This is a genomic window from Streptococcus hongkongensis, assembly GCF_053206145.1.
Map to the genome: position 1 here is coordinate 1 of NZ_JBRUGD010000011.1, position 19,930 is coordinate 19,930.

19 protein-coding genes, 2 tRNA genes and 1 pseudogene are annotated in these 19,930 nt (G+C 36.2%); 19 read left to right on the top strand and 3 right to left on the bottom strand.

The window, feature by feature from the left end; genetic code table 11:
• The first annotated feature begins 44 nt into the window (after positions 1–44).
• Positions 45–118: transfer RNA gene (locus tag ACVRZD_RS07550), tRNA-Arg, on the top strand.
• Between the two features lie 316 nt (positions 119–434).
• Here the strand turns inward: ACVRZD_RS07550 and ACVRZD_RS07555 are convergent.
• Positions 435–1,784 (bottom strand): aspartate kinase, encoded by a 1,350-nt coding sequence (locus ACVRZD_RS07555; protein WP_037627435.1) that lies wholly within the window; start codon positions 1,782–1,784, stop codon positions 435–437.
• Positions 1,785–1,946: 162 nt separating this feature from the next.
• On the opposite strand from ACVRZD_RS07555, the gene truA reads away from it, so the two are divergent.
• The 4 genes from truA to ACVRZD_RS07575 are packed head-to-tail and all read left to right on the top strand — an operon-like array spanning position 1,947 to position 4,487.
• Positions 1,947–2,696 (top strand): tRNA pseudouridine(38-40) synthase TruA, encoded by a 750-nt coding sequence (gene truA, locus ACVRZD_RS07560; RefSeq protein WP_037627433.1) that lies wholly within the window; start codon positions 1,947–1,949, stop codon positions 2,694–2,696.
• On the top strand, positions 2,686–3,438 hold the full coding sequence (locus ACVRZD_RS07565) for a bifunctional hydroxymethylpyrimidine kinase/phosphomethylpyrimidine kinase (RefSeq protein WP_447450402.1): 753 nt from the start codon (positions 2,686–2,688) through the stop codon (positions 3,436–3,438). The genes truA and ACVRZD_RS07565 overlap by 11 nt, the downstream gene beginning before the upstream one ends.
• On the top strand, positions 3,435–3,902 hold the full coding sequence (locus ACVRZD_RS07570; RefSeq protein WP_037627431.1) for an ECF transporter S component: 468 nt from the start codon (positions 3,435–3,437) through the stop codon (positions 3,900–3,902). The genes ACVRZD_RS07565 and ACVRZD_RS07570 overlap by 4 nt, the downstream gene beginning before the upstream one ends.
• 21 nt (positions 3,903–3,923) lie before the next feature.
• The gene (locus tag ACVRZD_RS07575) at positions 3,924–4,487 is read left to right on the top strand and encodes a TIGR01440 family protein (protein ID WP_037627429.1); all 564 of its coding nucleotides are present in this window, start codon (positions 3,924–3,926) and stop codon (positions 4,485–4,487) included.
• 42 nt (positions 4,488–4,529) lie between these two features.
• Here the strand turns inward: ACVRZD_RS07575 and ACVRZD_RS07580 are convergent, their stop codons facing one another.
• Positions 4,530–5,372: a mechanosensitive ion channel family protein gene (locus ACVRZD_RS07580; protein ID WP_037627427.1), complete on the bottom strand. Its 843-nt coding sequence runs from the start codon at positions 5,370–5,372 to the stop codon at positions 4,530–4,532.
• A gap of 176 nt (positions 5,373–5,548) precedes the next feature.
• Here ACVRZD_RS07580 and tig point away from each other — a divergent pair, with 176 nt between their 5' ends.
• The 11 genes from tig (at position 5,549) to ACVRZD_RS07635 (ending at position 16,126) form a co-directional block, all read left to right on the top strand.
• Positions 5,549–6,832 (top strand): trigger factor, encoded by a 1,284-nt coding sequence (gene tig, locus ACVRZD_RS07585; protein ID WP_037627425.1) that lies wholly within the window; start codon positions 5,549–5,551, stop codon positions 6,830–6,832.
• A gap of 79 nt (positions 6,833–6,911) precedes the next feature.
• Entirely contained in the window at positions 6,912–7,583 is a 672-nt protein-coding gene (locus ACVRZD_RS07590; protein ID WP_447450403.1) for an HAD family hydrolase, read from the top strand.
• Between the two features lie 77 nt (positions 7,584–7,660).
• Entirely contained in the window at positions 7,661–8,224 is a 564-nt protein-coding gene (gene rpoE / locus ACVRZD_RS07595) for a DNA-directed RNA polymerase subunit delta (protein ID WP_037627423.1), read from the top strand.
• 234 nt (positions 8,225–8,458) lie between these two features.
• Positions 8,459–10,063: a CTP synthase gene (pyrG, locus tag ACVRZD_RS07600; RefSeq protein ID WP_037627422.1), complete on the top strand. Its 1,605-nt coding sequence runs from the start codon at positions 8,459–8,461 to the stop codon at positions 10,061–10,063.
• Positions 10,064–10,141: 78 nt separating this feature from the next.
• Complete coding sequence (locus ACVRZD_RS07605; protein WP_447450404.1) at positions 10,142–11,902, top strand: LytS/YhcK type 5TM receptor domain-containing protein; 1,761 nt, start codon at positions 10,142–10,144, stop codon at positions 11,900–11,902.
• Entirely contained in the window at positions 11,899–12,627 is a 729-nt protein-coding gene (locus ACVRZD_RS07610) for a LytR/AlgR family response regulator transcription factor (RefSeq protein ID WP_037627420.1), read from the top strand. Before ACVRZD_RS07605 ends, ACVRZD_RS07610 begins: the two co-directional genes overlap by 4 nt.
• Before the next feature lie 137 nt (positions 12,628–12,764).
• Positions 12,765–13,217: an antiholin-like murein hydrolase modulator LrgA gene (lrgA, locus tag ACVRZD_RS07615; RefSeq protein WP_037627417.1), complete on the top strand. Its 453-nt coding sequence runs from the start codon at positions 12,765–12,767 to the stop codon at positions 13,215–13,217.
• Positions 13,218–13,231: 14 nt separating this feature from the next.
• Positions 13,232–13,939 carry an antiholin-like protein LrgB gene (lrgB, locus tag ACVRZD_RS07620; RefSeq protein ID WP_037627415.1) on the top strand — a complete coding sequence of 236 codons (708 nt, stop codon included), beginning with the start codon at positions 13,232–13,234 and terminating at the stop codon, positions 13,937–13,939.
• A gap of 59 nt (positions 13,940–13,998) precedes the next feature.
• Positions 13,999–14,922, top strand: coding sequence for an alpha/beta hydrolase (locus tag ACVRZD_RS07625; RefSeq protein ID WP_037627437.1), 924 nt, complete (start codon positions 13,999–14,001; stop codon positions 14,920–14,922).
• Between the two features lie 56 nt (positions 14,923–14,978).
• Positions 14,979–15,064 (top strand) — tRNA-Leu (locus ACVRZD_RS07630).
• A gap of 180 nt (positions 15,065–15,244) precedes the next feature.
• Positions 15,245–16,126: a class II fructose-bisphosphate aldolase gene (locus tag ACVRZD_RS07635; protein ID WP_037627413.1), complete on the top strand. Its 882-nt coding sequence runs from the start codon at positions 15,245–15,247 to the stop codon at positions 16,124–16,126.
• Positions 16,127–16,271: 145 nt separating this feature from the next.
• Here ACVRZD_RS07635 and ACVRZD_RS07640 read toward each other — a convergent pair whose 3' ends face one another.
• Positions 16,272–17,009, bottom strand: coding sequence for a GntR family transcriptional regulator (locus tag ACVRZD_RS07640; protein ID WP_037627411.1), 738 nt, complete (start codon positions 17,007–17,009; stop codon positions 16,272–16,274).
• Between the two features lie 162 nt (positions 17,010–17,171).
• Here ACVRZD_RS07640 and udp point away from each other — a divergent pair, with 162 nt between their 5' ends.
• The 3 genes and pseudogenes from udp (at position 17,172) to deoC (ending at position 19,874) form a co-directional block, all read left to right on the top strand.
• Positions 17,172–17,951, top strand: a complete 780-nt coding sequence (gene udp, locus ACVRZD_RS07645) for a uridine phosphorylase (protein ID WP_037627409.1) — start codon at positions 17,172–17,174, stop codon at positions 17,949–17,951.
• Positions 17,952–17,971: 20 nt separating this feature from the next.
• Positions 17,972–19,173, top strand: a pseudogene (locus ACVRZD_RS07650) (NupC/NupG family nucleoside CNT transporter).
• Positions 19,174–19,202: 29 nt separating this feature from the next.
• A complete protein-coding gene (gene deoC, locus ACVRZD_RS07655) occupies positions 19,203–19,874 on the top strand; it encodes a deoxyribose-phosphate aldolase (RefSeq protein ID WP_037627407.1) in 672 nt (223 codons plus the stop codon).
• The last annotated feature ends 56 nt before the right edge of the window (positions 19,875–19,930 follow it).

The following is a 19,930-nucleotide window of genomic DNA, read 5'->3' on the forward strand; positions in this document are numbered from 1 at the left end:
TTTTTAGGATAAAGGTGTAAGATAATTCTAGTAATCAAAAGTAAGCACCCTTAGCTCAACTGGATAGAGTACCTGACTACGAATCAGGCGGTTAGAGGTTCGACTCCTCTAGGGTGCATCTTTTTATATGAATGAGTCTGGGAGAAATATTCTCAGACTCTATTTTTTTATAGATTTATATAGTAGCGCAGTTGTTGAGTGGGCTCTAATACCTTGAAAATCAACTGTTACAGTCCTACTCAACTTTGCAGTGGTGGGATGATAAAATCAAATTTCTGTGAAAATTCCGATTTTTGTCCCACTCTCATTTTTTGTTTTGAGTAGTGATTACTATCTATTGATACTAATATATTTTTGGTTTTGTTTAGATATCAAAGTTCGTTTCTACAAAAAAACATGTCTTCAATTGGACATGTTTCGTTATAATTAGTTTATTATTCAAAAAATGCATGGTAAAGAGCTTTTATTGCTTTTTTTTCATCTTTAGTATTGACAACAAACATTACAGAGAACTCACTTGAACCTTGTGAAATCATAGCTAAGTTAATTTTACTTTCAGATAAGGCTTTAGTCGCAGTTGCAGTTACACCAACATGACTTTTCATTTGCTCACCAACAATCATAATGATAGATAACTCTTTAGTGATTGAAACTTCGTCAACTTCTAATTTATGAACAAGGTAGTTGATAATTTCTTGTTCTTTGATAGGTGTTAATTCTCTTTCTCTAATGACAATTGATAGATCATCAATACCAGTAGGCATGTGTTCCCATCTTATGTTTAAGTCTTCAAGGATTTGAAGGACTTTGCGACCAAAACCGACTTCTCTATTCATCAAATATTTTGTCATATTAATGGAAACAAATTTATCATCTCCAGAAATACCGACAACAGGTGAGTGTTCAGCTTTGTGTTCTAAAACGATTTGGGTACCTGGGTGTTCTGGGTTATTTGTATTTTTGATGACGAGTGGTATTTTTCCTCTGTATACTGGAATCAATGCTTCATCATGTAAGACTGAAAATCCAGCGTAAGCCAATTCTCGCATTTCTTTAAAAGTTAATGCTTTGATTGATTTTGGGTTGTCAATTATACCTGGGTGAGCTGCAAATATACCATTGACATCTGTAAAGTTTTCATAGAGATAAGCACCGACACCAGCAGCTATTAATGAGCCGGTAATGTCTGATCCACCTCTAGAAAAAGTACAGATATTGTTTTCTTCAGTGACACCAAAAAATCCTGGAATGACAAGAACACCTTCAAATTCAGTGAGTGCTTCAATTTTATTATAACTTGAAGGTAATATTCTGGCATTTTGAGGTTCGTCTGATACTATAAGTCCTGCTTTTTTGGGATGTATATATCTTGCTTTAATCCCATTACTTCTGAAAAATGCAGCAATAAGTTTTGCATTATTGTTTTCACCAGCAGCTAAAAAGGTATCGTAGAGATAAGGGTTGTTTTCAATCGGTAAGTTGGCTAAATTGTTTATTGATTCTTGAATATCTTCAGCAATTTTTGATTCTAACTCTAAGTCTTGACAAATTGTATTAAAACGGTCAAATATCCATTCTTGATGTTTACTTAGATCATCATTAGTAACGTAGGCATCATGGTAAGCTATCAAGGCATCTGTGATTTTTGTATCATCAGCATCACGTTTACCGGGTGCTGAAACGATGACAAATTTTCTATCATTATCAGATTTTACAATGTTCAATACTTTTTTAAGTTGTTGAGCAGAGGCTAATGAACTACCGCCGAATTTAGTAACTTTCATATCTTTATCCTTTTTTTATATTAGGAATAATTATAACAAAATACTAGGTTCTTGTCAGTAAGTTTGGTAAATATGTTCAATTGCTTTCCTTGCAATTCTGTATGGGGACAGGTTTTAAAAAAATAGAAGTTACATTTGCTTGAAAGATGATAGAATAGAGCCATGACGAGATATAAAGCTATTATTTCTTATGATGGAACAAATTTTTCTGGCTTCCAAAGGCAAAGCCAGATGCGTTCTGTACAAGAAGAAATTGAAAAAACATTTTGTAAATTATACAAAGGACATGAAATAAAAATTCATGGAGCTGGTAGAACGGATTCTGGAGTCCATGCTTATGGACAGGTCATTCATTTTGATTTACCTATAGAACGCGACGTAGAAAAACTAAGGTTTGCATTTGATACACAAACCCCAGATGATATTGATTTTATTAAAGTTGAAAAAGTATCAGATGACTATCATTGTAGGTATTTAAATCATCAAAAAACATATGAATTTTTAGTTGATATTGGCCGACCAAAAAATCCCATGATGCGAAACTATGCAACGCATTTTCCTTATCCAATAGAAATTGGCAGAATTGAAGAAGCTATCAAAGACTTGGTAGGAACTCATGATTTTACAGGTTTTACTGCAGCTGGAACTTCTATTGAAAATAAGGTTAGAACTATCTATGAAGCCAAACTCTCATTTGATGCACAAAGAAATTTTATTGTTTTTACTTTCACTGGAAATGGTTTTTTATACAAACAAGTAAGAAATATGGTTGGGACTTTATTAAAAATTGGCAATAACAGGATGCCAATAGACCAAGTTCAACATATTTTGGAAAAAAAGGATCGTCAATTGGCTGGTCCGACTGCTGCAGGTAATGGCTTATACTTAAAGGAGATTAGATATGAGGACTAATCTACTTGCAATTGCTGGCAATGATATTTTAAGTGGGGGGGGCTTACAAATTGACATTCTCACTAGCCATCAATTAGGTGCTTTCCCATTTCTGGCTCCTACGTGTTTGACAACAATTAGTGAGGAAAAATTTAACATTTATCCCACTGAACTCACAATCTTTAAGGAGCAACTCAGCTCATTAAATGATGTTCCTTTTTCTGCTATTAAAATTGGGCTTTTGCCAACACCAGAAATTGTGAAAGCTACTGCTGATTTTATAAAGGGAAAAGAAGCAACCAAAATTGTCTTGGATCCTGTTCTAGTTTTTAAGGAGAATCAAGATGAAACAGTTGTGGAAATGGCAGAGCAACTTAAAGCGATGTTTAGCTTAGTTGATATTATTACGCCTAATTTAAAAGAAGCAGAGTTGTTATCAGGAGTAACCATTACAGACGAGAAATCAATGATAATGGCATCGAATCACTTGTTAGAATTAGGGGCTAATTGTGTCGTGATAAAAGGAGGCAATCGATTAGTTAGTGATCGAGCCCTAGATTTATATCGGGATAAAAATAAGTGGTTTATTTTAGAAAAACCGATTATCAATAAAAATAATAATGGTGCGGGATGTACCTTTGCAACAGCTATTGCTACTTATTTATCAAAAGGTATTGAAAAAGAAAAAGCTGTTGAACTGTCTAAAGATTTTGTTTATCGAGCCATTAACAATTCAAATGAATACGGAGTAAGTATCACATGAAAAAATTATCTACAAAAGAAATGACATTATTATCAATTTTAACTGCATTAACAATTATCCTAGGGAAGTTTGTTAGTATTGGGACTCCAACAGGCTTTTTAACTTTGTTAGATGCAGGGATTTATTTTACAGCCTTTTATTTGGGTGCTAAGGAGGGAATGATTGTTGGAGGGATATCTGGATTCCTCATTGATTTGATTTCTGGCTACCCCAATTGGATGTTGTTTAGTTTACTTGCTCATGGTTCTCAAGGCTATTTTGCAGGATTGCAAGGCAAGAAGAAAGTACTTGGTTTAATTCTTGCATCGGTTTCTATGGTTGGTATATACTTTCTTGTTGCCATTCCGATGTATGGACTTGGAGCTGCCTTAGGTGGCGTATTGGGGAATGTTGGACAGAACTTCTTAGGAATGGTTGTTGGTTATATCATCTTTATCGTATTTTCAAAGATACAAGCAAAATAAGTATTATTTAGGGGAATTAAGATGGAACTGGATCAATTAGAAAAAGAAACGAAATCAATTGTATTAGATATCGTAGAACGAAGTGCTATCAAAAAGGGTCAAGTCTTTGTACTTGGTCTTTCCTCAAGTGAAGTACTTGGTGGACGAATCGGAAAAAATTCCAGTTTAGAAATTGGTGAGTGTATTGTAAGAGTTATTTTGGATGTTTTGAGTTCAAGAGGGATATATCTGGCTGTTCAAGGCTGTGAGCATGTGAATCGAGCACTTGTTGTGGAAGAAGCTGTGGCTGAAGAAAAACAATATGAAATTGTTAATGTCATTCCAACTTTACATGCAGGTGGAAGTGGGCAATTGGCAGCTTTTAAATGGATGTCCTTACCAGTTGAGGTGGAAGAAGTAGTGGCTCATGCAGGTCTTGATATTGGGGATACATTTATTGGAATGCATGTAAAAAGGGTACAAGTGCCATTAATTCCAATTCAACGTGAATTAGGTGGGGCTCACGTCACAGCACTTGCAAGCCGTCCTAAATTAATAGGCGGTGCAAGAGCTGAATATAAGACAGACAAGATTCGTAAAAATTGATATCTAAAAAAGGTAATTTGAAATGGAATTACCTTTTTTAACTTATTTTTGAAAGCCTGGATAAGATTGTGAAGTTGGCAGCGAAATGCCTTTAGCTAATAATGCTTCTTGGTAAAGTTTGTAGAAGGTTGAATAAATCATAAATTGTTGCCCATTTTCAGTAAAAATTGCCACCCGGTAGATAAATTGTCCATTTGCATTGATTTGAGGACCTAAAATATTTGGTTGGTTAATGATTTGTGGGTAATTTTTAACTTCAGAGTTATTGACAGCTGTTATGATTTGATTAACTTCTTCTAGATTACTTGTAGAATATAAGGGAATTTCAATTAATGCTCTCATATTTCCACGCGACTTGTTACTAACTACAACGATACTGCGATTAGGTACAAAATGTAGTGTGCCATCAAAGCCTCTAATTTGAGTTGTTCTAATCCCTACACTTGCTATTGTTCCTTCCACGGTTGCAATAGATACAGAGTCACCAACTTCAAATTGATTTTCAAAAAGAATGAAAAAGCCATTTACGACATCCGATAAAAAGCCTTGAGCTCCTAAACCGATTGCTACTCCGGCAATTCCAGCACCTGCTAGAAGACTAGACACGGGGATATCTAATAAACTTAAGACCCAATAAATAAGCAAAAAATAGAGGGCGTAATTTAAAAGATTATGCATCAGTTTAGACAGTGTCCTCTTACGTGCTTCACTTTGTCTTGGGAATGAGAATGATTTATTAGCAACTTTCTCAAACAAGCGATTAGCAATTTCTTTAAAAATGAAAAAGAAAACCAGTAATAAAATGAGTGAGATTGTCTTAGTTAATAAAGTAAAGAGTAACTCTTCAAGGTGAAGGTGTTCAATATATTTGAGAATAAGTGTCATTAGAAATCCTTTCTGTCCTTGTTAGTTTATCAAAAAATCATAAAAAAAAAAACTAAGGGGGAAAATATTTAAGAATGCGTAAAAGTATCTCTTCTTCCTGCACAAAAAACTTTAAAATAGAGGTAATTTGTGATAGAATGAACTGTATCTAAATTATTTTAAGGAGAAATGACTTAATGTCTACATCATTTGAAAACAAAGCTACTAACCGTGGCGTTATTACATTTACAATTGGTCAAGATCAAATCAAACCAGCTCTTGATCAAGCATTTAATAAAATTAAAAAAGATTTAAATGTACCAGGTTTCCGTAAAGGTCATATGCCTCGTCCACTATTCAACCAAAAATTTGGTGAAGAAGTACTTTACGAAGATGCATTAAACATAGTTTTACCATCAGCTTACGAAGCAGCTGTAGCTGAATTAGGACTTGAAGTTGTTGCTCAACCAAAAATTGATGTTGTTTCAATGGAAAAAGGTCAAGATTGGACAATTAATGCTGAAGTTGTAACAAAACCAGAAGTTAAACTTGGTGATTACAAAGATTTAGCTGTAGCAGTTGAAGCTTCAAAAGAAGTGACTGACGAAGAAGTTGACGAAAAAATCGAACGTGAACGTAAAAACCTTGCTGAGCTTGTTGTTAAAGAAGATGTAGCTGCAGAAGGGGACACTGTTGTGATTGACTTCCTTGGTTCAGTTGACGGTGTTGAATTTGACGGCGGAAAAGGTGATAACTTCTCACTTGAACTTGGTTCAGGTCAATTTATCCCAGGATTTGAAGAGCAATTAGTTGGTGTTAAAGCCGGTGAAACTGTTGATGTGAATGTTACGTTCCCAGAAGAATACCAAGCAGAAGATTTAGCTGGTAAAGATGCTAAATTCGTAACAACTGTTCACGAAGTTAAAGCTAAAGAAGTTCCAGAATTAGATGATGAATTAGCTAAAGACATTGATGAAGAAGTTGAAACACTTGCCGAATTAAAAGCTAAATATCGTAAAGAACTTGAAGCAGCTAAAGAAATTGCTTATGATGATGCTGTTGAAGGTGCAGCAATTGAATTAGCAGTTGAAAACGCTGAAATTGTTGAATTACCAGAAGAAATGATTCATGACGAAGTACACCGTGCAATGAACGAATTTATGGGTAACATGCAACGTCAAGGTATCTCACCTGAAATGTACTACCAATTAACAGGTACATCTGAAGATGATTTACATAAACAATATGAAGCAGAAGCTGATAAACGTGTTAAAACTAACCTTGTTATTGAAGCAATTGCTAAAGCAGAAGGTTTTGAAGCAAGCGACGAAGAAATCGAAAAAGAAATTACTGATCTTGCAGCTGAGTACAACATGCCAGTTGAGCAAGTTCGTTCACTTCTTTCAGCTGATATGTTAAAACATGATATTGCAATGAAAAAAGCAGTTGAAGTTATTACAGATTCAGCTAAAGTAAAATAATTAGTATTAGATTGTATAGCAATCAATTGACAATTGGACTGAAATTTATTTCAGTCCTTTTTCATTGGAGGATAAGAAGATGATTTCAGCGATTGTTTTTGATATGGATGGTGTCATTGTCGATACGGAGTATTTGGACTTTCAATTACAAAGTGATTACATTTTATCCATTTCTAATAACCCTACCCCCCTGACTAAAGAAGATTTTTCCTCACTAGTTGGGCGTTCAGGAGTTGATTTGCACAGAAGGATTAATCAGCTAGCTTGTACAACTCTAGGGCCAGAAGACTTTAACGCAATCTTTCAACAAATTGATCGCCAAAAATATCACCCAGAGACAATTTCTCCAATTTTTAGAAAAGAAATGGTTCAGATATTAGATTGGGCAAAATCTCAGGGGATCAAACTAGCGGTAGCATCATCTAGCCCATTGACGGCCATTCTGACGGTACTAGATACCTGTAAGATTCGACACTATTTCGATATGGTCACTTCAGGAGAGTCGTTTAAAGAGAGTAAACCAAATCCTGAGATTTATTTACACACCTTGCGTAGCCTATCTGTAAATGCAAATGAAGCTCTTGCGATTGAAGATTCTCCTTCTGGAATTGCTGCCGCTAAGGCAGCTGGCATGAGGGTCTTAGCTTATAAGGAAGAGCGGATGCTGATTGACCAGTCTGGAGCAGACGTCATTTTGGATGGTATGTCAGAAATTTATAGTTGGTTAAAAAAAGAGGCTAAGAAAGCATAGATTAACTGACAAAAGCTTTGACGAATGGCGAAAATTAGCGTAAAATGGTAAGGAATGATAAAATAAGGAGAACTGCCTTGAAATTAGACGTATTTGCGGGACAAGAAAAAAGCGAACTCTCAATGATTGAAGTTGCACGTGCCATCTTAGAAGAGCGTGGTCGCGATAATGAAATGTATTTTAGTGATCTTGTAAATGATATCCAAACTTACTTAGAAAAATCTGATGCTGATATCCGTGAAGCTTTACCATTTTTCTACACAGACTTAAATATTGATGGATCTTTTATTCCATTAGGTGAAAACAAATGGGGACTTCGCTCATGGTATGCTATCGATGAAATTGATGAAGAAATTATCACCCTAGAAGATGAAGAAGATGGTGCACCAAAACGTAAGAAAAAACGCGTTAATGCCTTTATGGATGGTGATGAAGATGCTATCGACTATAGTGATGATGATCCTGAAGATGAAGACTTCGAAGAAGAATCAGATGATGTTGAATATGATGAAGAGGATCCAGATGATGAAAAATCAGAAGTGGAATCTTATGATTCAGAATTAAACGAAATTATTCCTGAAGAAGATATTGAAGAAGTAGAAATTAACGAAGAGGATGAAGAAGACGAAGACGAAGAATAAGTCTTGAAAACAAAATCTTACCTTTTTATAAGAAAATCTATTTGACAAACGATATGATATAGTTTATATTATTATTCGGGCACCTCTTTATGAGGTCGGTTAAAGCTCCCTAATTATTAGGGGGCTATTTTTATTTTTCAAAAGTCAATTGTTCTTATTGATAAAGAGTATAAGTGCCATAGTACCCAAGAAGACTGATAGCAGAGCTGTCGCGAAAAAAGGAGTTTTTTTATTATGACAAAGTACATTTTTGTTACAGGTGGAGTTGTATCATCCATTGGTAAAGGTATCGTTGCAGCTAGTTTAGGCCGATTACTAAAAAATCGTGGGTTAAAGGTGACCATTCAAAAATTTGACCCATACATTAATATTGATCCAGGGACAATGAGTCCTTACCAGCATGGTGAGGTCTATGTAACAGATGATGGTGCAGAAACCGATTTGGACCTTGGTCACTATGAACGGTTCATTGATATTAATTTAAATAAATATTCAAATGTTACGACTGGTAAAATTTATAGTGAAGTGCTTCGTAAAGAGCGTAAAGGTGAGTATTTAGGCGCTACTGTTCAGGTTATTCCTCACATTACAGATGCGCTCAAGGATAAAATTAAACGTGCAGCTCGCACAACTGATTCTGATGTTATTATTACTGAGGTTGGTGGTACGGTAGGTGATATTGAAAGTCTGCCTTTCTTAGAAGCTTTACGCCAAATGAAGGCTGATGTTGGTTCAGATAATGTTATGTATATCCACACCACATTGTTACCCTATTTAAAAGCTGCTGGTGAGATGAAAACAAAACCTACTCAACATTCAGTTAAGGAATTACGTGGTTTAGGTATTCAGCCGAATATGTTGGTTATTCGAACTGAACAACCTGTGGAACAAGGTATTAAAAATAAATTGGCACAATTTTGTGATGTTGAGCCAGAAGCAGTTATTGAATCAATGGATGTTGAACATTTATATCAAATTCCATTAAACATGCAAGCTCAAGGTATGGATCAGATTGTCTGTGATCACTTGAAACTTGATTTACCTCAAGCAGATATGACTGAGTGGACGCAAATGGTTGATAGAGTAATGACTCTTAAGAAAACCACTAAAATTGCTCTTGTTGGGAAATACGTTGAGTTACCGGATGCTTATTTATCAGTTGTTGAAGCCTTGAAACATTCAGGTTATGTTAATGATACATCAATTGATTTAGACTGGGTAAATGCCAATGATTTAACTGCAGAAAATGCTCAGGAATTACTTGGGCAAGCTGATGGTATTATTGTACCAGGAGGATTCGGTCACCGTGGTACTGAAGGTAAGATTGAAGCGATACGTTTTGCTCGTGAAAATGATGTGCCTATGTTAGGCATCTGTCTTGGTATGCAGTTAACTTGTGTGGAATTTGCTCGTAATGTGTTACATATGGAGGGAGCTAATTCAGCTGAATTAAATCCTGATACTGATTTCCCAATTATTGATATTATGCGTGATCAAATTGATGTTGAGGATATGGGTGGCACACTTCGTTTAGGCCTTTATCCATGTAAATTAAAAGCAGGCTCACACGCAGCAACTGCATATAATAACCAAGAGGTTATACAACGTCGTCACCGTCACCGTTATGAATTTAATACAAAATTCCGTAAAGAGTTTGAAGCAGCTGGATTTGTCTTCTCTGGGGTTTCTCCTGATAATCGTTTAATGGAAATTGTGGAGTTACCAGACAAGAAATTCTTTGTCGCTGCTCAATACCACCCAGAATATCAAAGTCGTCCAAATAAAGCAGAGGAGCTTTACACTGCTTTTATTACGGCTGCGGTTAAAAATCATCTCTAAGGCTTTGCTGATGAGATAAAGAAGGACATTTGTCCAAGTGTTTAGCAACATGTTATAATGAACTAACGAGGTTATGATATGCTATCACTATTTTTACCACTCCTTGAGCGAGTTGGACTAATTATATTGTTGGCTAATCTATTAATGATTAGCCCTTTTTATAAGAAAATGATGTATGAACGAGACAAGCCTCAGGTTCGCTGGGTTTTGATAGTCACTTTCAGCATCTTTGCTATTATCAGTAATTTCACTGGTGTCTTGGTCTCTTCATCTGCTAATAGTGGCGTTGGTGGATTTGTAGCTTTGCCTGCACATAACTCGATTGCGAATACCAGAACCCTAACAATCGGTATGTCTGGCTTAGTAGGTGGCCCATTTGTCGGGATTTTTGTTGGCCTAATCTCAGGTACAGTTCGACTCCTGCAAGGTGGGACAGCCCCTCATACTTATTTCATCTCATCTTTGCTTATAGGTCTTTTTTCTGGCATAGTTGGTCGGCAATCCTTGAAGAAAAAATCTTATCCAGGTATCTGGCAAGGTAGTTTGTGCGGAGCCTTGATGGAAGTGGTGCAGATGTTATGTATCTTTATCTTCCATCCAGATAAAGCACAAGCACTGGCCTTGATTCAGACAATTGCCTTGCCTATGTTAGTGGTTAATGCCTTAGGAACGGGGATATTCCTCTCAATCATCTTAGGAACCCTCAAGCAAGAAGAAAGCATGAAAGCTATCCAAACCCATGATGTTTTGAAACTCGCCAACACTACCCTCCCTTTTTTCCGTCAAGGGTTGACTTTGGAATCGGCAGAGCAGGCAGCTAAAGTTATCATGAAATACATGCGCGTGTCAGCTGTTAGTATTACTAATCGACAGTCAATTTTAGCCCATGTTGGATTGGCTAGTGACCATCATATTCCCACAAAGAAGATTATCACTGATCTCTCTAAAGAAGTGATAGAAACTGGGAAAATCCATATTGTTCGCAGTAAGAATGAAATTGGTTGTCATTACCCTGACTGCCCCTTAGCGGCAGCCATTGTTGTCCCCCTATATGTAAAAGGCAAAGTGGCTGGGACATTTAAATTATACTTTTCAGACCCAGATGACTTAACTTATGTTGAGGAACAATTAGCAAATGGGTTAGGAGATATTTTCTCCTCTCAATTAGAATTAGGTCAAATGGCTTTGGAACAAGGCTTGCTTAAGGATGCTGAAATCAAGTCATTACAGGCGCAAGTTAATCCTCATTTTCTCTTTAATGCCATTAATACCATTTCAGCCTTGATGCGGATTGATAGTGAAAAGGCTCGTTATTTATTGCTTCAATTAGGGCAATATTTCAGATCAAATATTAATTCAACACGTAAAAATGTTATTACAGTTGAAGAAGAACTAAATCATTTGAATGCTTATTTAACAATTGAACAAGCTCGCTTTCCAAATCGTTATCAGGTTGACATTAATATGCCCGATTCTTTGAAGAAAGCAAGTATACCGCCGTTTATTATTCAAATCTTAGTTGAAAATGCCTTGAAACATGCCTTCCCAGGACGGAAATCCGATAATAGGGTTTGGGTTAATTTGTCACAAATAGCAGATAATATTTTGGAACTCGAAGTTAAAGATAATGGTGAAGGGATTGCTAAGGAATTATTAGGCAAGCTTGGTCGGGAGATTGTCCCTTCAAATCGTGGGACAGGCTCAGCACTTGAAAATCTAAATCGTCGTTTAATTAGTCTTTTTGGGACTAGTGCCCATTTACAAATTGATTCAAGTCAAGAGGGAGCTTCTTTTAAAGTGTTTATCCCTCTTAAACTAATAGAAGAGGAGCAAGAATGAAGGTAGCAATAATTGATGATGAGCCTTTGGCGCGTATGGAACTTGCTTATCTTTTAGAGCAAACCAACCAAGTAGCTGATATTTATCAAGGGGAATCTATTGAAGAAGCTTTTCAAATTCTTTTAACCCATCAACCGGATCTCTTGTTTTTAGATATTCACTTGACGGATGAAAGTGGTATTGATTTAGCCAGAAAATTAACAAAGGTTCCCAATCCTCCATTAATTATTTTTGCGACAGCTTATGATAATCATGCTTTAGAGGCGTTCGAAGTCAATGCCTTAGACTATATTTTGAAGCCCTTCGAAGAAGAGCGTGTCCGCAAAGCGATTGATAAGGCCAAAGATGCTTTAATGGCTAAGGAGATTAAGGTTAACGGGGTTAGTCAAGAAAAGAATGTGTCGCGTTTGACGGTTGAAACAGATGAGCGCATTTATTTGGTGGATTTTGAGGATATCTATTACTGTGAGGTTCAGGGTAAGGAAACTACGATTTATACATGTAAAGGAACTTATACCAGTCATACGACACTTGCTGCTATCGAACGGTCCTTAAACGTGGAGCAATTTATTAAGGTACATCGGAGTTATATCATTAATGTGACTGCAATTAAGGAAATTCAGCCTTGGTTTAATCAGACTTATCAAGTTACGATGGAAAATGGTGGTAAGGTTCCGGTCAGTCGCTCATACATTAAAACGTTTAAACAGCAAGTGGGACTTTAATTTAGTATTTCAAGACCTCCTGACTGTATTTCATACCAAATAGAAAGCGTTTTACTCCAAAAAGGACCCAAGGGTTCTTTTTTTTTCTATAATTAAACCATAAAACAAGTCAAAAAAATAAAAAGGGAGTTGCTAAAATGAAAAAAACATACTCAACTATGTATCAAAGTGTATTAATTGGAACTATCGTCTTAATCTCAAAATTAATTGAGTCTTCCTTACCTTTTGTAATGCCAGCTTCAGTGATTGGTTTAGTTCTTATGTTTTTAGCCTTAACCTTTAAAATCATCAAGTTAGAACAAGTTGAAAAAATAGGTGATGGTTTAGTTAATAACATTGGTTTATTCTTTGTTCCAGCTGGTGTATCAGTAATTAATTCCTTGGGCCTATTACAAAAACATTTTGTAGCAGATATTTTTCTTATCTTTGCTTCAACTTTAATATTACTCGTTTCAACAGGTTGGATGACACAATTGGTCATGCAGCTAGAGCCTGATAAACTATTTAACTCTGGTCATGCCTATCTAAAACAAAATAACCAGTCAACAGATGCCAATTCAATGGCGAGTCAAAAAGCCTACGCTAAATAAGAAGGAGTTCAATCATGTTAGATATCATTAATTTGTTTAAAAATACCCCAATATTTGGTGTCTTGTTATCAGTTGGAACTTTCTTTTTAGGTCAAATTTTATTTAAAAAATCAAAAGGCTTCTTCTTATTTGCCCCTTTGTTCGTTGCCATGGTTTTAGGAATTGCTACCTTGAAAGCCACTGGCATTACTTTTGAGCAATATAATAAAGGGGGACAAATTATCAGTTTTTTCCTTGAACCAGCAACCATCTGCTTTGCGATTCCTTTATATAAGAAACGTGAGGTATTAAAAAAATATTGGTTACAAATTCTAGGTGGATTGTCATTGGGTAGTGTAGTTGCAGTGTATGGTATTTACTTCATATCTAGTCTTCTTCAATTAGGTAAAGTGGTTACTGCTTCAATGTTACCTCAGGCTGCTACAACAGCTATTGCTATGCCAACATCTGTGGCGCTTGGTGGCTCAGGTGAGTTAACTTCTCTGGCATGTATTCTGAATGCTGTCATTATCTATGCGCTTGCTAAGCCATTGATTAAACTGTTCAAAATTAATGATCCGATTGCGCGTGGTCTGGCTCTAGGTACAGCAGGGCACTCACTTGGTGTTTCGGCAGCTAAAGATTTTGGTCAAGTTGAAGAATCAATGGGATCAATAGCCCTAGTTATTGTTGGTGTTATTGTTTCAGTGGTTATTCCACTGCTAAGTTCAGTCCTTCTCTAAAACTAAAAAGAAAGAAATAAATCTTTCTTTTTTTGTGTTTTTAGTGTAAACTAATGACTATGAAATTAATTAGATTATCAAAGTATTTTGCAGTATTAATTATATTTGCATTCCTAATTTCCGTTGCAGCTAGTTTTTATTTTTTCCATGTTGCACAAGTCCGAGAAGAAAAAACATTTATTAACAATAGACCAAGATCTAGTGCTAATCCATTGCATCATTCCGAGAAAGCTTTTGATCAGTTAAACGTCAAAAAACGTTGGATGACTAATCGAGGGAAAAAACAAGTTGCCTTTTATTTGCCAGCAGCAAAGAAGACAAATAAAACGGTTATTGTAGTTCATGGGTTTACAACAAATAAAGAAAATATGAAGCCTTATGCTATGCTATTTCATGATTTAGGTTATAATGTCTTAGTTCCAGATAATGAATCTCATGGAGAAAGCCAAGGGGAGTTGATTGGTTATGGTTGGAATGACCGTAAAAATGTTATTGCTTGGTCTGAGAGCCTTATAAAGGAAAATCAAGAGAGTCAAATAACTTTATTTGGCTTATCAATGGGCGCTGCGACAGTGATGATGGCGAGTGGAGACCCATTACCATCACAAATTCATCAGATTATTGAGGATTGTGGTTATTCTAGTGTTTGGGAAGAATTGAAATTTCAAGCTAAAGAAATGTACGGTTTACCAGCCTTTCCACTGCTTTATGAAGTTTCAGCTTTATCTAAATTGAGAGCAGGCTTCACTTATGGAGAAGCTAGTGCTGTTAAACAATTACAGAAAAACAAATTACCAATTCTTTTTATTCATGGGTCAAAAGATGATTTTGTTCCAACACGTATGGTTTATGATCTCTATAAGGCTACAAAGGGACCTAAAGATCTCTTAATTATCAAAGGAGCTAAGCATGCTCGAGCCTATGAAACAGATATGGTCAAATATAAAGAAAAGGTCAGCAATTTTTTGAAAGAAAATGAGTAAAGACTGTTGACACATAAACTCATAGTTGATATAATTATTGATGTTGCTAATGAGTAGCGGGAATGGCGGAATTGGCAGACGCGCAGGACTAAGGATCCTGTGACCGCTTTAGGTCGTGAGGGTTCAAGTCCCTCTTTCCGCATGATAATGAGAGCCTGAGGGTTCTCATTTTTTATTTACAGATAAGATCTCCTAAATGTGAAAAACATAACATAAAGAAAACGCTTTACATTGGTTAACTAGTAGAAATTTTTTGATATTTGTGCTAAAATTAACTTTGTAAACGGGTAAAAAACCCGAAAAATAAGAGGAGGCCTAACAAATGGCAATCGTTTCAGCAGAAAAATTTGTACAAGCAGCTCGTGAAAACGGCTACGCTGTTGGTGGATTTAACACAAACAACTTAGAATGGACTCAAGCTATCTTGCGTGCAGCAGAAGCTAAAAAAGCTCCAGTTCTTATCCAAACATCAATGGGTGCTGCGAAATACATGGGTGGTTACAAAGTATGTCAATCACTTATTTCTAACCTTGTAGAATCAATGGGAATTACTGTACCTGTAGCTATTCACCTTGACCATGGTCACTATGAAGATGCTTTAGAATGTATCGAAGTTGGTTACTCTTCAATCATGTTTGACGGTTCTCACCTTCCAGTTGAAGAAAACCTTGCTAAAACTAAAGAAGTTGTTGCATTAGCACATGCTAAAGGTGTTTCTGTTGAAGCTGAAGTTGGTACTATCGGTGGTGAAGAAGATGGTATCATCGGTAAAGGTGAACTTGCACCAATCGAAGATGCTATCGCTATGGTTGAAACTGGAATTGATTTCCTTGCAGCTGGAATCGGTAACATCCACGGTCCATACCCAGAAAACTGGGAAGGTCTTGCTCTTGACCACTTAGAAAAATTAGCAGCAGCTGTACCAGGATTCCCAATCGTATTACACGGTGGATCAGGTATTCCTGATGATCAAATTCGTGCAGCTATCAAACTTGGTGTTGCTAAAATCAACGTTAACACTGAAAGTCAGATTGCATTTACTGAAGCTACTCGTGAATTTGCTCGTAACTACGAAGCAAATGAAGCTGAATACGATGCTAAAAAATTATTTGACCCACGTAAATTCTTGGCTCCAGGTATGAAAGCCGTTCAAGGTGCTGTTGAAGAACGTATCGATGTATTTGGTTCTGCAAACAAAGCATAATTAAATCAAACAATAATACAAAAAAGTCTATCCGAAAGGATAGGCTTTTTCGTTATCTCAACTAGGCCCTAGTAGTTGAGATAATATGAGATAGTATAAGAAGAGGTAAAACTGTTATAGTGATAACTTAACTAAATGCCTAGGTTTAGTGTGAATTAACAAATAGTTCAAACTGACTAATAGGCAAATAATGTTTGTTACAAACTAATAACTTATCCTGTTTAAAAATATTTTCTTGAATCAAAATGAACTGTTCGTCTTCAGATAGAATATATTTAGTAGCTGAAAAATTGCCTGCCCGAGTGTAATCGAAAAGGCTTTGTGAGTGATCAGCAATGTCTTCTTGATAAATACGGTTTTCAAGAAAGTCTTCAAGTTGTTCAGAATTATGCAATGAAATACCCAGGTTTGAAATGACCTCAATTGGAACAAACGATAATGAATAGGCTTTGGGGCCATCTTCTGTGTGATACCAGCGATCAGCAATAACGACGACTGGGGTCGCTTGTTTAAGTGAGGCAACTATTGCATCTGCTGGAACTTCAACTCGGAATTCTAATTCGACTTCTTTAATTTCCACAGTTAGACAAGTCTTGACAGGGTGTTGTCTAATTTCGTAACCGGTTTTAGACATATTATCTGGAATTTCTCGAATAAAGTTCCCTTTTCCGCGTTTGTTGATGACGAGATGGTCTTCTTGCAAAAGAGCTAATGACTTACGAAGCGTTGCACGACTAACATTTAGCTGCTCAGCAAATTCAGGCTCAGAGGGTAGTTGCGTACCTGGGGGATAAGTTCCGTTTTGTATCATTTTAAAGATTTTATTGTAAACTTGTACATGCTTCAGCTTTTTTAATTTGCTGTTTAATTCATTCTTTGGCATGGTATCCTCCTGTATATTAGTAAGTTTAATGCAAAAAATTAGAAAATGCAAGTTTAAATAATAAACGCTTTCTTTTTTTGATAAAAGCGTTTACAAAGATCAACTTGTATGTTATTATACAAGTGTAGAAAAAATAGACAAGACAATAAGGAGGTCTTTAAGATGCAAAATTATTCAGGTGAAGTCGGATTACAATACCATTTACAAATTCGTCCAGGGGATGTGGGTCGTTATGTCATTATGCCAGGTGATCCTAAACGTTGTGCTAAAATTGCAGAGCACTTTGACAACCCCGTTCTTGTGGCAGATAGTCGTGAATATGTGACATATACTGGTACTTTAAACGGTGAGAAAGTTAGTGTAACGTCAACTGGGATTGGTGGACCATCAGCGTCTATCGCTATGGAAGAATTAAAACTTTGTGGTGCAGATACTTTTATCCGTGTTGGAACATGTGGAGGTATTGATTTAGACGTCAAAGGTGGCGATATTGTTATTGCAACTGGAGCTATTCGTATGGAAGGTACAAGTAAAGAATATGCACCAATTGAATTCCCAGCTGTTGCGGATCTTGAAGTAACAAATGCTCTTGTTGGAGCAGCTAAAAAACTTGGTTTTACCAGTCATGCAGGTGTTGTTCAATGTAAAGATGCTTTTTATGGACAACATGAACCAGAACGTATGCCAGTGAGCTATGAACTATTAAATAAATGGGAAGCATGGAAACGTCTAGGCACAAAAGCTTCTGAGATGGAATCTGCAGCGCTTTTTGTAGCGGCAAGTCATTTAGGTGTTCGTTGTGGCTCAGATTTTCTTGTTGTGGGTAACCAAGAACGTAATAACTTAGGTATGGATAATCCAATGGCACACGACACAGAATCAGCTATCCAGGTTGCTGTTGAAGCAATCCGTACACTTATTGAAAATGACAAACTACAATAAGTTATAGCTTGGGAGGCATCATGCAATTTATTTATAGTATTATTGGTATTTTACTGGTCTTAGGAATTGTCTATATAATTTCTTTCAACCGTCGTAGCGTTTCTCTTAAACTGATTGGGAAAGCACTTCTTGTACAGTTTATTATTGCACTGATCTTGGTGCGTATCCCTTTGGGAGAAAAGGTAGTCAGTATCGTCTCTGATGGCGTGACTAAAGTTATTAACTGTGGTCAAGCAGGTTTGAATTTTGTTTTTGGTTCCTTAGCTGACAGTGCTGCTAAAACAGGTTTTATCTTTGCAATACAAACACTTGGAAATATCGTGTTTTTATCTGCCTTAGTGAGTTTACTCTATTATTTAGGGATTCTTGGATTTGTTGTTAAGTGGATTGGTAAGGGTGTTGGTAAATTAATGAAATCTTCAGAAATTGAAAGTTTCGTTGCAGTTGCCAACATGTTCCTTGGTCAGACAGATAGTCCAATTTTAGTTAGCAAATATTTGGGACGAATGACTGATAGTGAAATTATGGTTGTTCTAGTTTCAGGAATGGGAAGCATGTCTGTTTCTATTCTTGGTGGGTACATTGCATTGGGAATACCAATGGAGTATCTACTGATAGCATCAACCATGGTTCCTATTGGAAGTATTTTGGTTGCAAAGATTTTACTTCCTCAGACAGAACCTATCCAAAAAATTGATGAAATTAAAATGGATAACAAAGGAAATAATGCCAATGTGATTGATGCTATTGCAGAAGGTGCTGGTACAGGAGCACAAATGGCCTTCTCAATTGGGGCTAGTTTGATTGCCTTTGTCGGCTTAGTTTCTTTGGTTAACCTTATTTTGAGTGGCTTTGGTATTCGTTTAGAACAAATTTTCTCATATGTATTTGCACCATTTGGTTTCTTGATGGGATTTGATACTAAGAGCATCTTGCTCGAAGGAAATCTACTTGGAAGTAAATTGATCTTAAATGAGTTTGTTTCTTTCCAACAATTGGGACAAGTCATCAAATCATTGGATCACAGAACAGCCTTGGTAGCAACGATTTCACTATGTGGATTTGCCAATCTCTCAAGTTTGGGAATTTGTGTATCAGGTATTGCTGTACTTTGTCCAGAAAAACGTAGTACATTAGCTCGTCTTGTTTTTAGAGCAATGATTGGCGGTATTGCGTTAGCATGCTTAGTGCCTTTATTGTAGGCATTGTTACCTTGTTCTAAAGATAAAGAAAAGAAAGAAGAAATAAAAAATGGAAATTAAGGATATTTTAAAAACAGTAGACCATACCTTGCTAGCAACAACTGCGAAGTGGGATGATATTAAAACTATTTTGGATGATGCGATGACTTATGAAACAGCTTCAGCATGTATTCCTGCCTCTTATGTTAAGAAAGCCTCTGACTATGTGGGTGATAAATTAGCTATTTGTACGGTTATTGGTTTTCCAAATGGTTATAGCAGCACAGAAACAAAGGTATTTGAATGCCAAGATGCCATTGCTAATGGTGCAGATGAAATAGACATGGTTATCAATTTAACAGATGTAAAAAATGGTAATTTTGATGCTATTGAAGAGGAAATCCGTCGCATTAAAGAAGCTTGTCAAAACCATATCTTGAAGGTTATTGTTGAAACTTGCCAATTAACGCAAGAAGAACTCATAGAACTCTGTGGTGTTGTGACACGCGCAGGCGCTGATTTTATTAAAACGTCAACAGGATTTTCAACAGCAGGAGCTACTTTTGAAGATGTTGAAATCATGGCGAAGCATGTTGGGAAAGATGTAAAAATCAAGGCTGCTGGTGGTATTTCATCACTTGATGATGCTGAGAAATTTATTGCATTAGGTGCATCACGTCTTGGTACAAGTCGTATTATTAAACTCATCAAAAACCAAGATGTTCAAGAAGGAACTTATTAAGTTATAACAGTAAAAATAGGAGGTATCCAGTTTGTGGCTTCCTATTTTCCATTTAG

Excerpts from the sequence above, each read along its gene's own strand:
- ACVRZD_RS07555 (WP_037627435.1), bottom strand. The coding sequence starts at position 1,784 with ATGAAAGTTACTAAATTCGGCGGTAGTTCATTAGCCTCTGCTCAACAA.
- truA (WP_037627433.1), top strand. The coding sequence starts at position 1,947 with ATGACGAGATATAAAGCTATTATTTCTTATGATGGAACAAATTTTTCT.
- ACVRZD_RS07565 (WP_447450402.1), top strand. The coding sequence starts at position 2,686 with ATGAGGACTAATCTACTTGCAATTGCTGGCAATGATATTTTAAGTGGG.
- ACVRZD_RS07570 (WP_037627431.1), top strand. The coding sequence starts at position 3,435 with ATGAAAAAATTATCTACAAAAGAAATGACATTATTATCAATTTTAACT.
- ACVRZD_RS07575 (WP_037627429.1), top strand. The coding sequence starts at position 3,924 with ATGGAACTGGATCAATTAGAAAAAGAAACGAAATCAATTGTATTAGAT.
- ACVRZD_RS07580 (WP_037627427.1), bottom strand. The coding sequence starts at position 5,372 with ATGACACTTATTCTCAAATATATTGAACACCTTCACCTTGAAGAGTTA.
- tig (WP_037627425.1), top strand. The coding sequence starts at position 5,549 with ATGTCTACATCATTTGAAAACAAAGCTACTAACCGTGGCGTTATTACA.
- ACVRZD_RS07590 (WP_447450403.1), top strand. The coding sequence starts at position 6,912 with ATGATTTCAGCGATTGTTTTTGATATGGATGGTGTCATTGTCGATACG.
- pyrG (WP_037627422.1), top strand. The coding sequence starts at position 8,459 with ATGACAAAGTACATTTTTGTTACAGGTGGAGTTGTATCATCCATTGGT.
- ACVRZD_RS07605 (WP_447450404.1), top strand. The coding sequence starts at position 10,142 with ATGCTATCACTATTTTTACCACTCCTTGAGCGAGTTGGACTAATTATA.
- ACVRZD_RS07610 (WP_037627420.1), top strand. The coding sequence starts at position 11,899 with ATGAAGGTAGCAATAATTGATGATGAGCCTTTGGCGCGTATGGAACTT.
- lrgA (WP_037627417.1), top strand. The coding sequence starts at position 12,765 with ATGAAAAAAACATACTCAACTATGTATCAAAGTGTATTAATTGGAACT.
- lrgB (WP_037627415.1), top strand. The coding sequence starts at position 13,232 with ATGTTAGATATCATTAATTTGTTTAAAAATACCCCAATATTTGGTGTC.
- ACVRZD_RS07625 (WP_037627437.1), top strand. The coding sequence starts at position 13,999 with ATGAAATTAATTAGATTATCAAAGTATTTTGCAGTATTAATTATATTT.
- ACVRZD_RS07635 (WP_037627413.1), top strand. The coding sequence starts at position 15,245 with ATGGCAATCGTTTCAGCAGAAAAATTTGTACAAGCAGCTCGTGAAAAC.
- ACVRZD_RS07640 (WP_037627411.1), bottom strand. The coding sequence starts at position 17,009 with ATGCCAAAGAATGAATTAAACAGCAAATTAAAAAAGCTGAAGCATGTA.
- udp (WP_037627409.1), top strand. The coding sequence starts at position 17,172 with ATGCAAAATTATTCAGGTGAAGTCGGATTACAATACCATTTACAAATT.
- deoC (WP_037627407.1), top strand. The coding sequence starts at position 19,203 with ATGGAAATTAAGGATATTTTAAAAACAGTAGACCATACCTTGCTAGCA.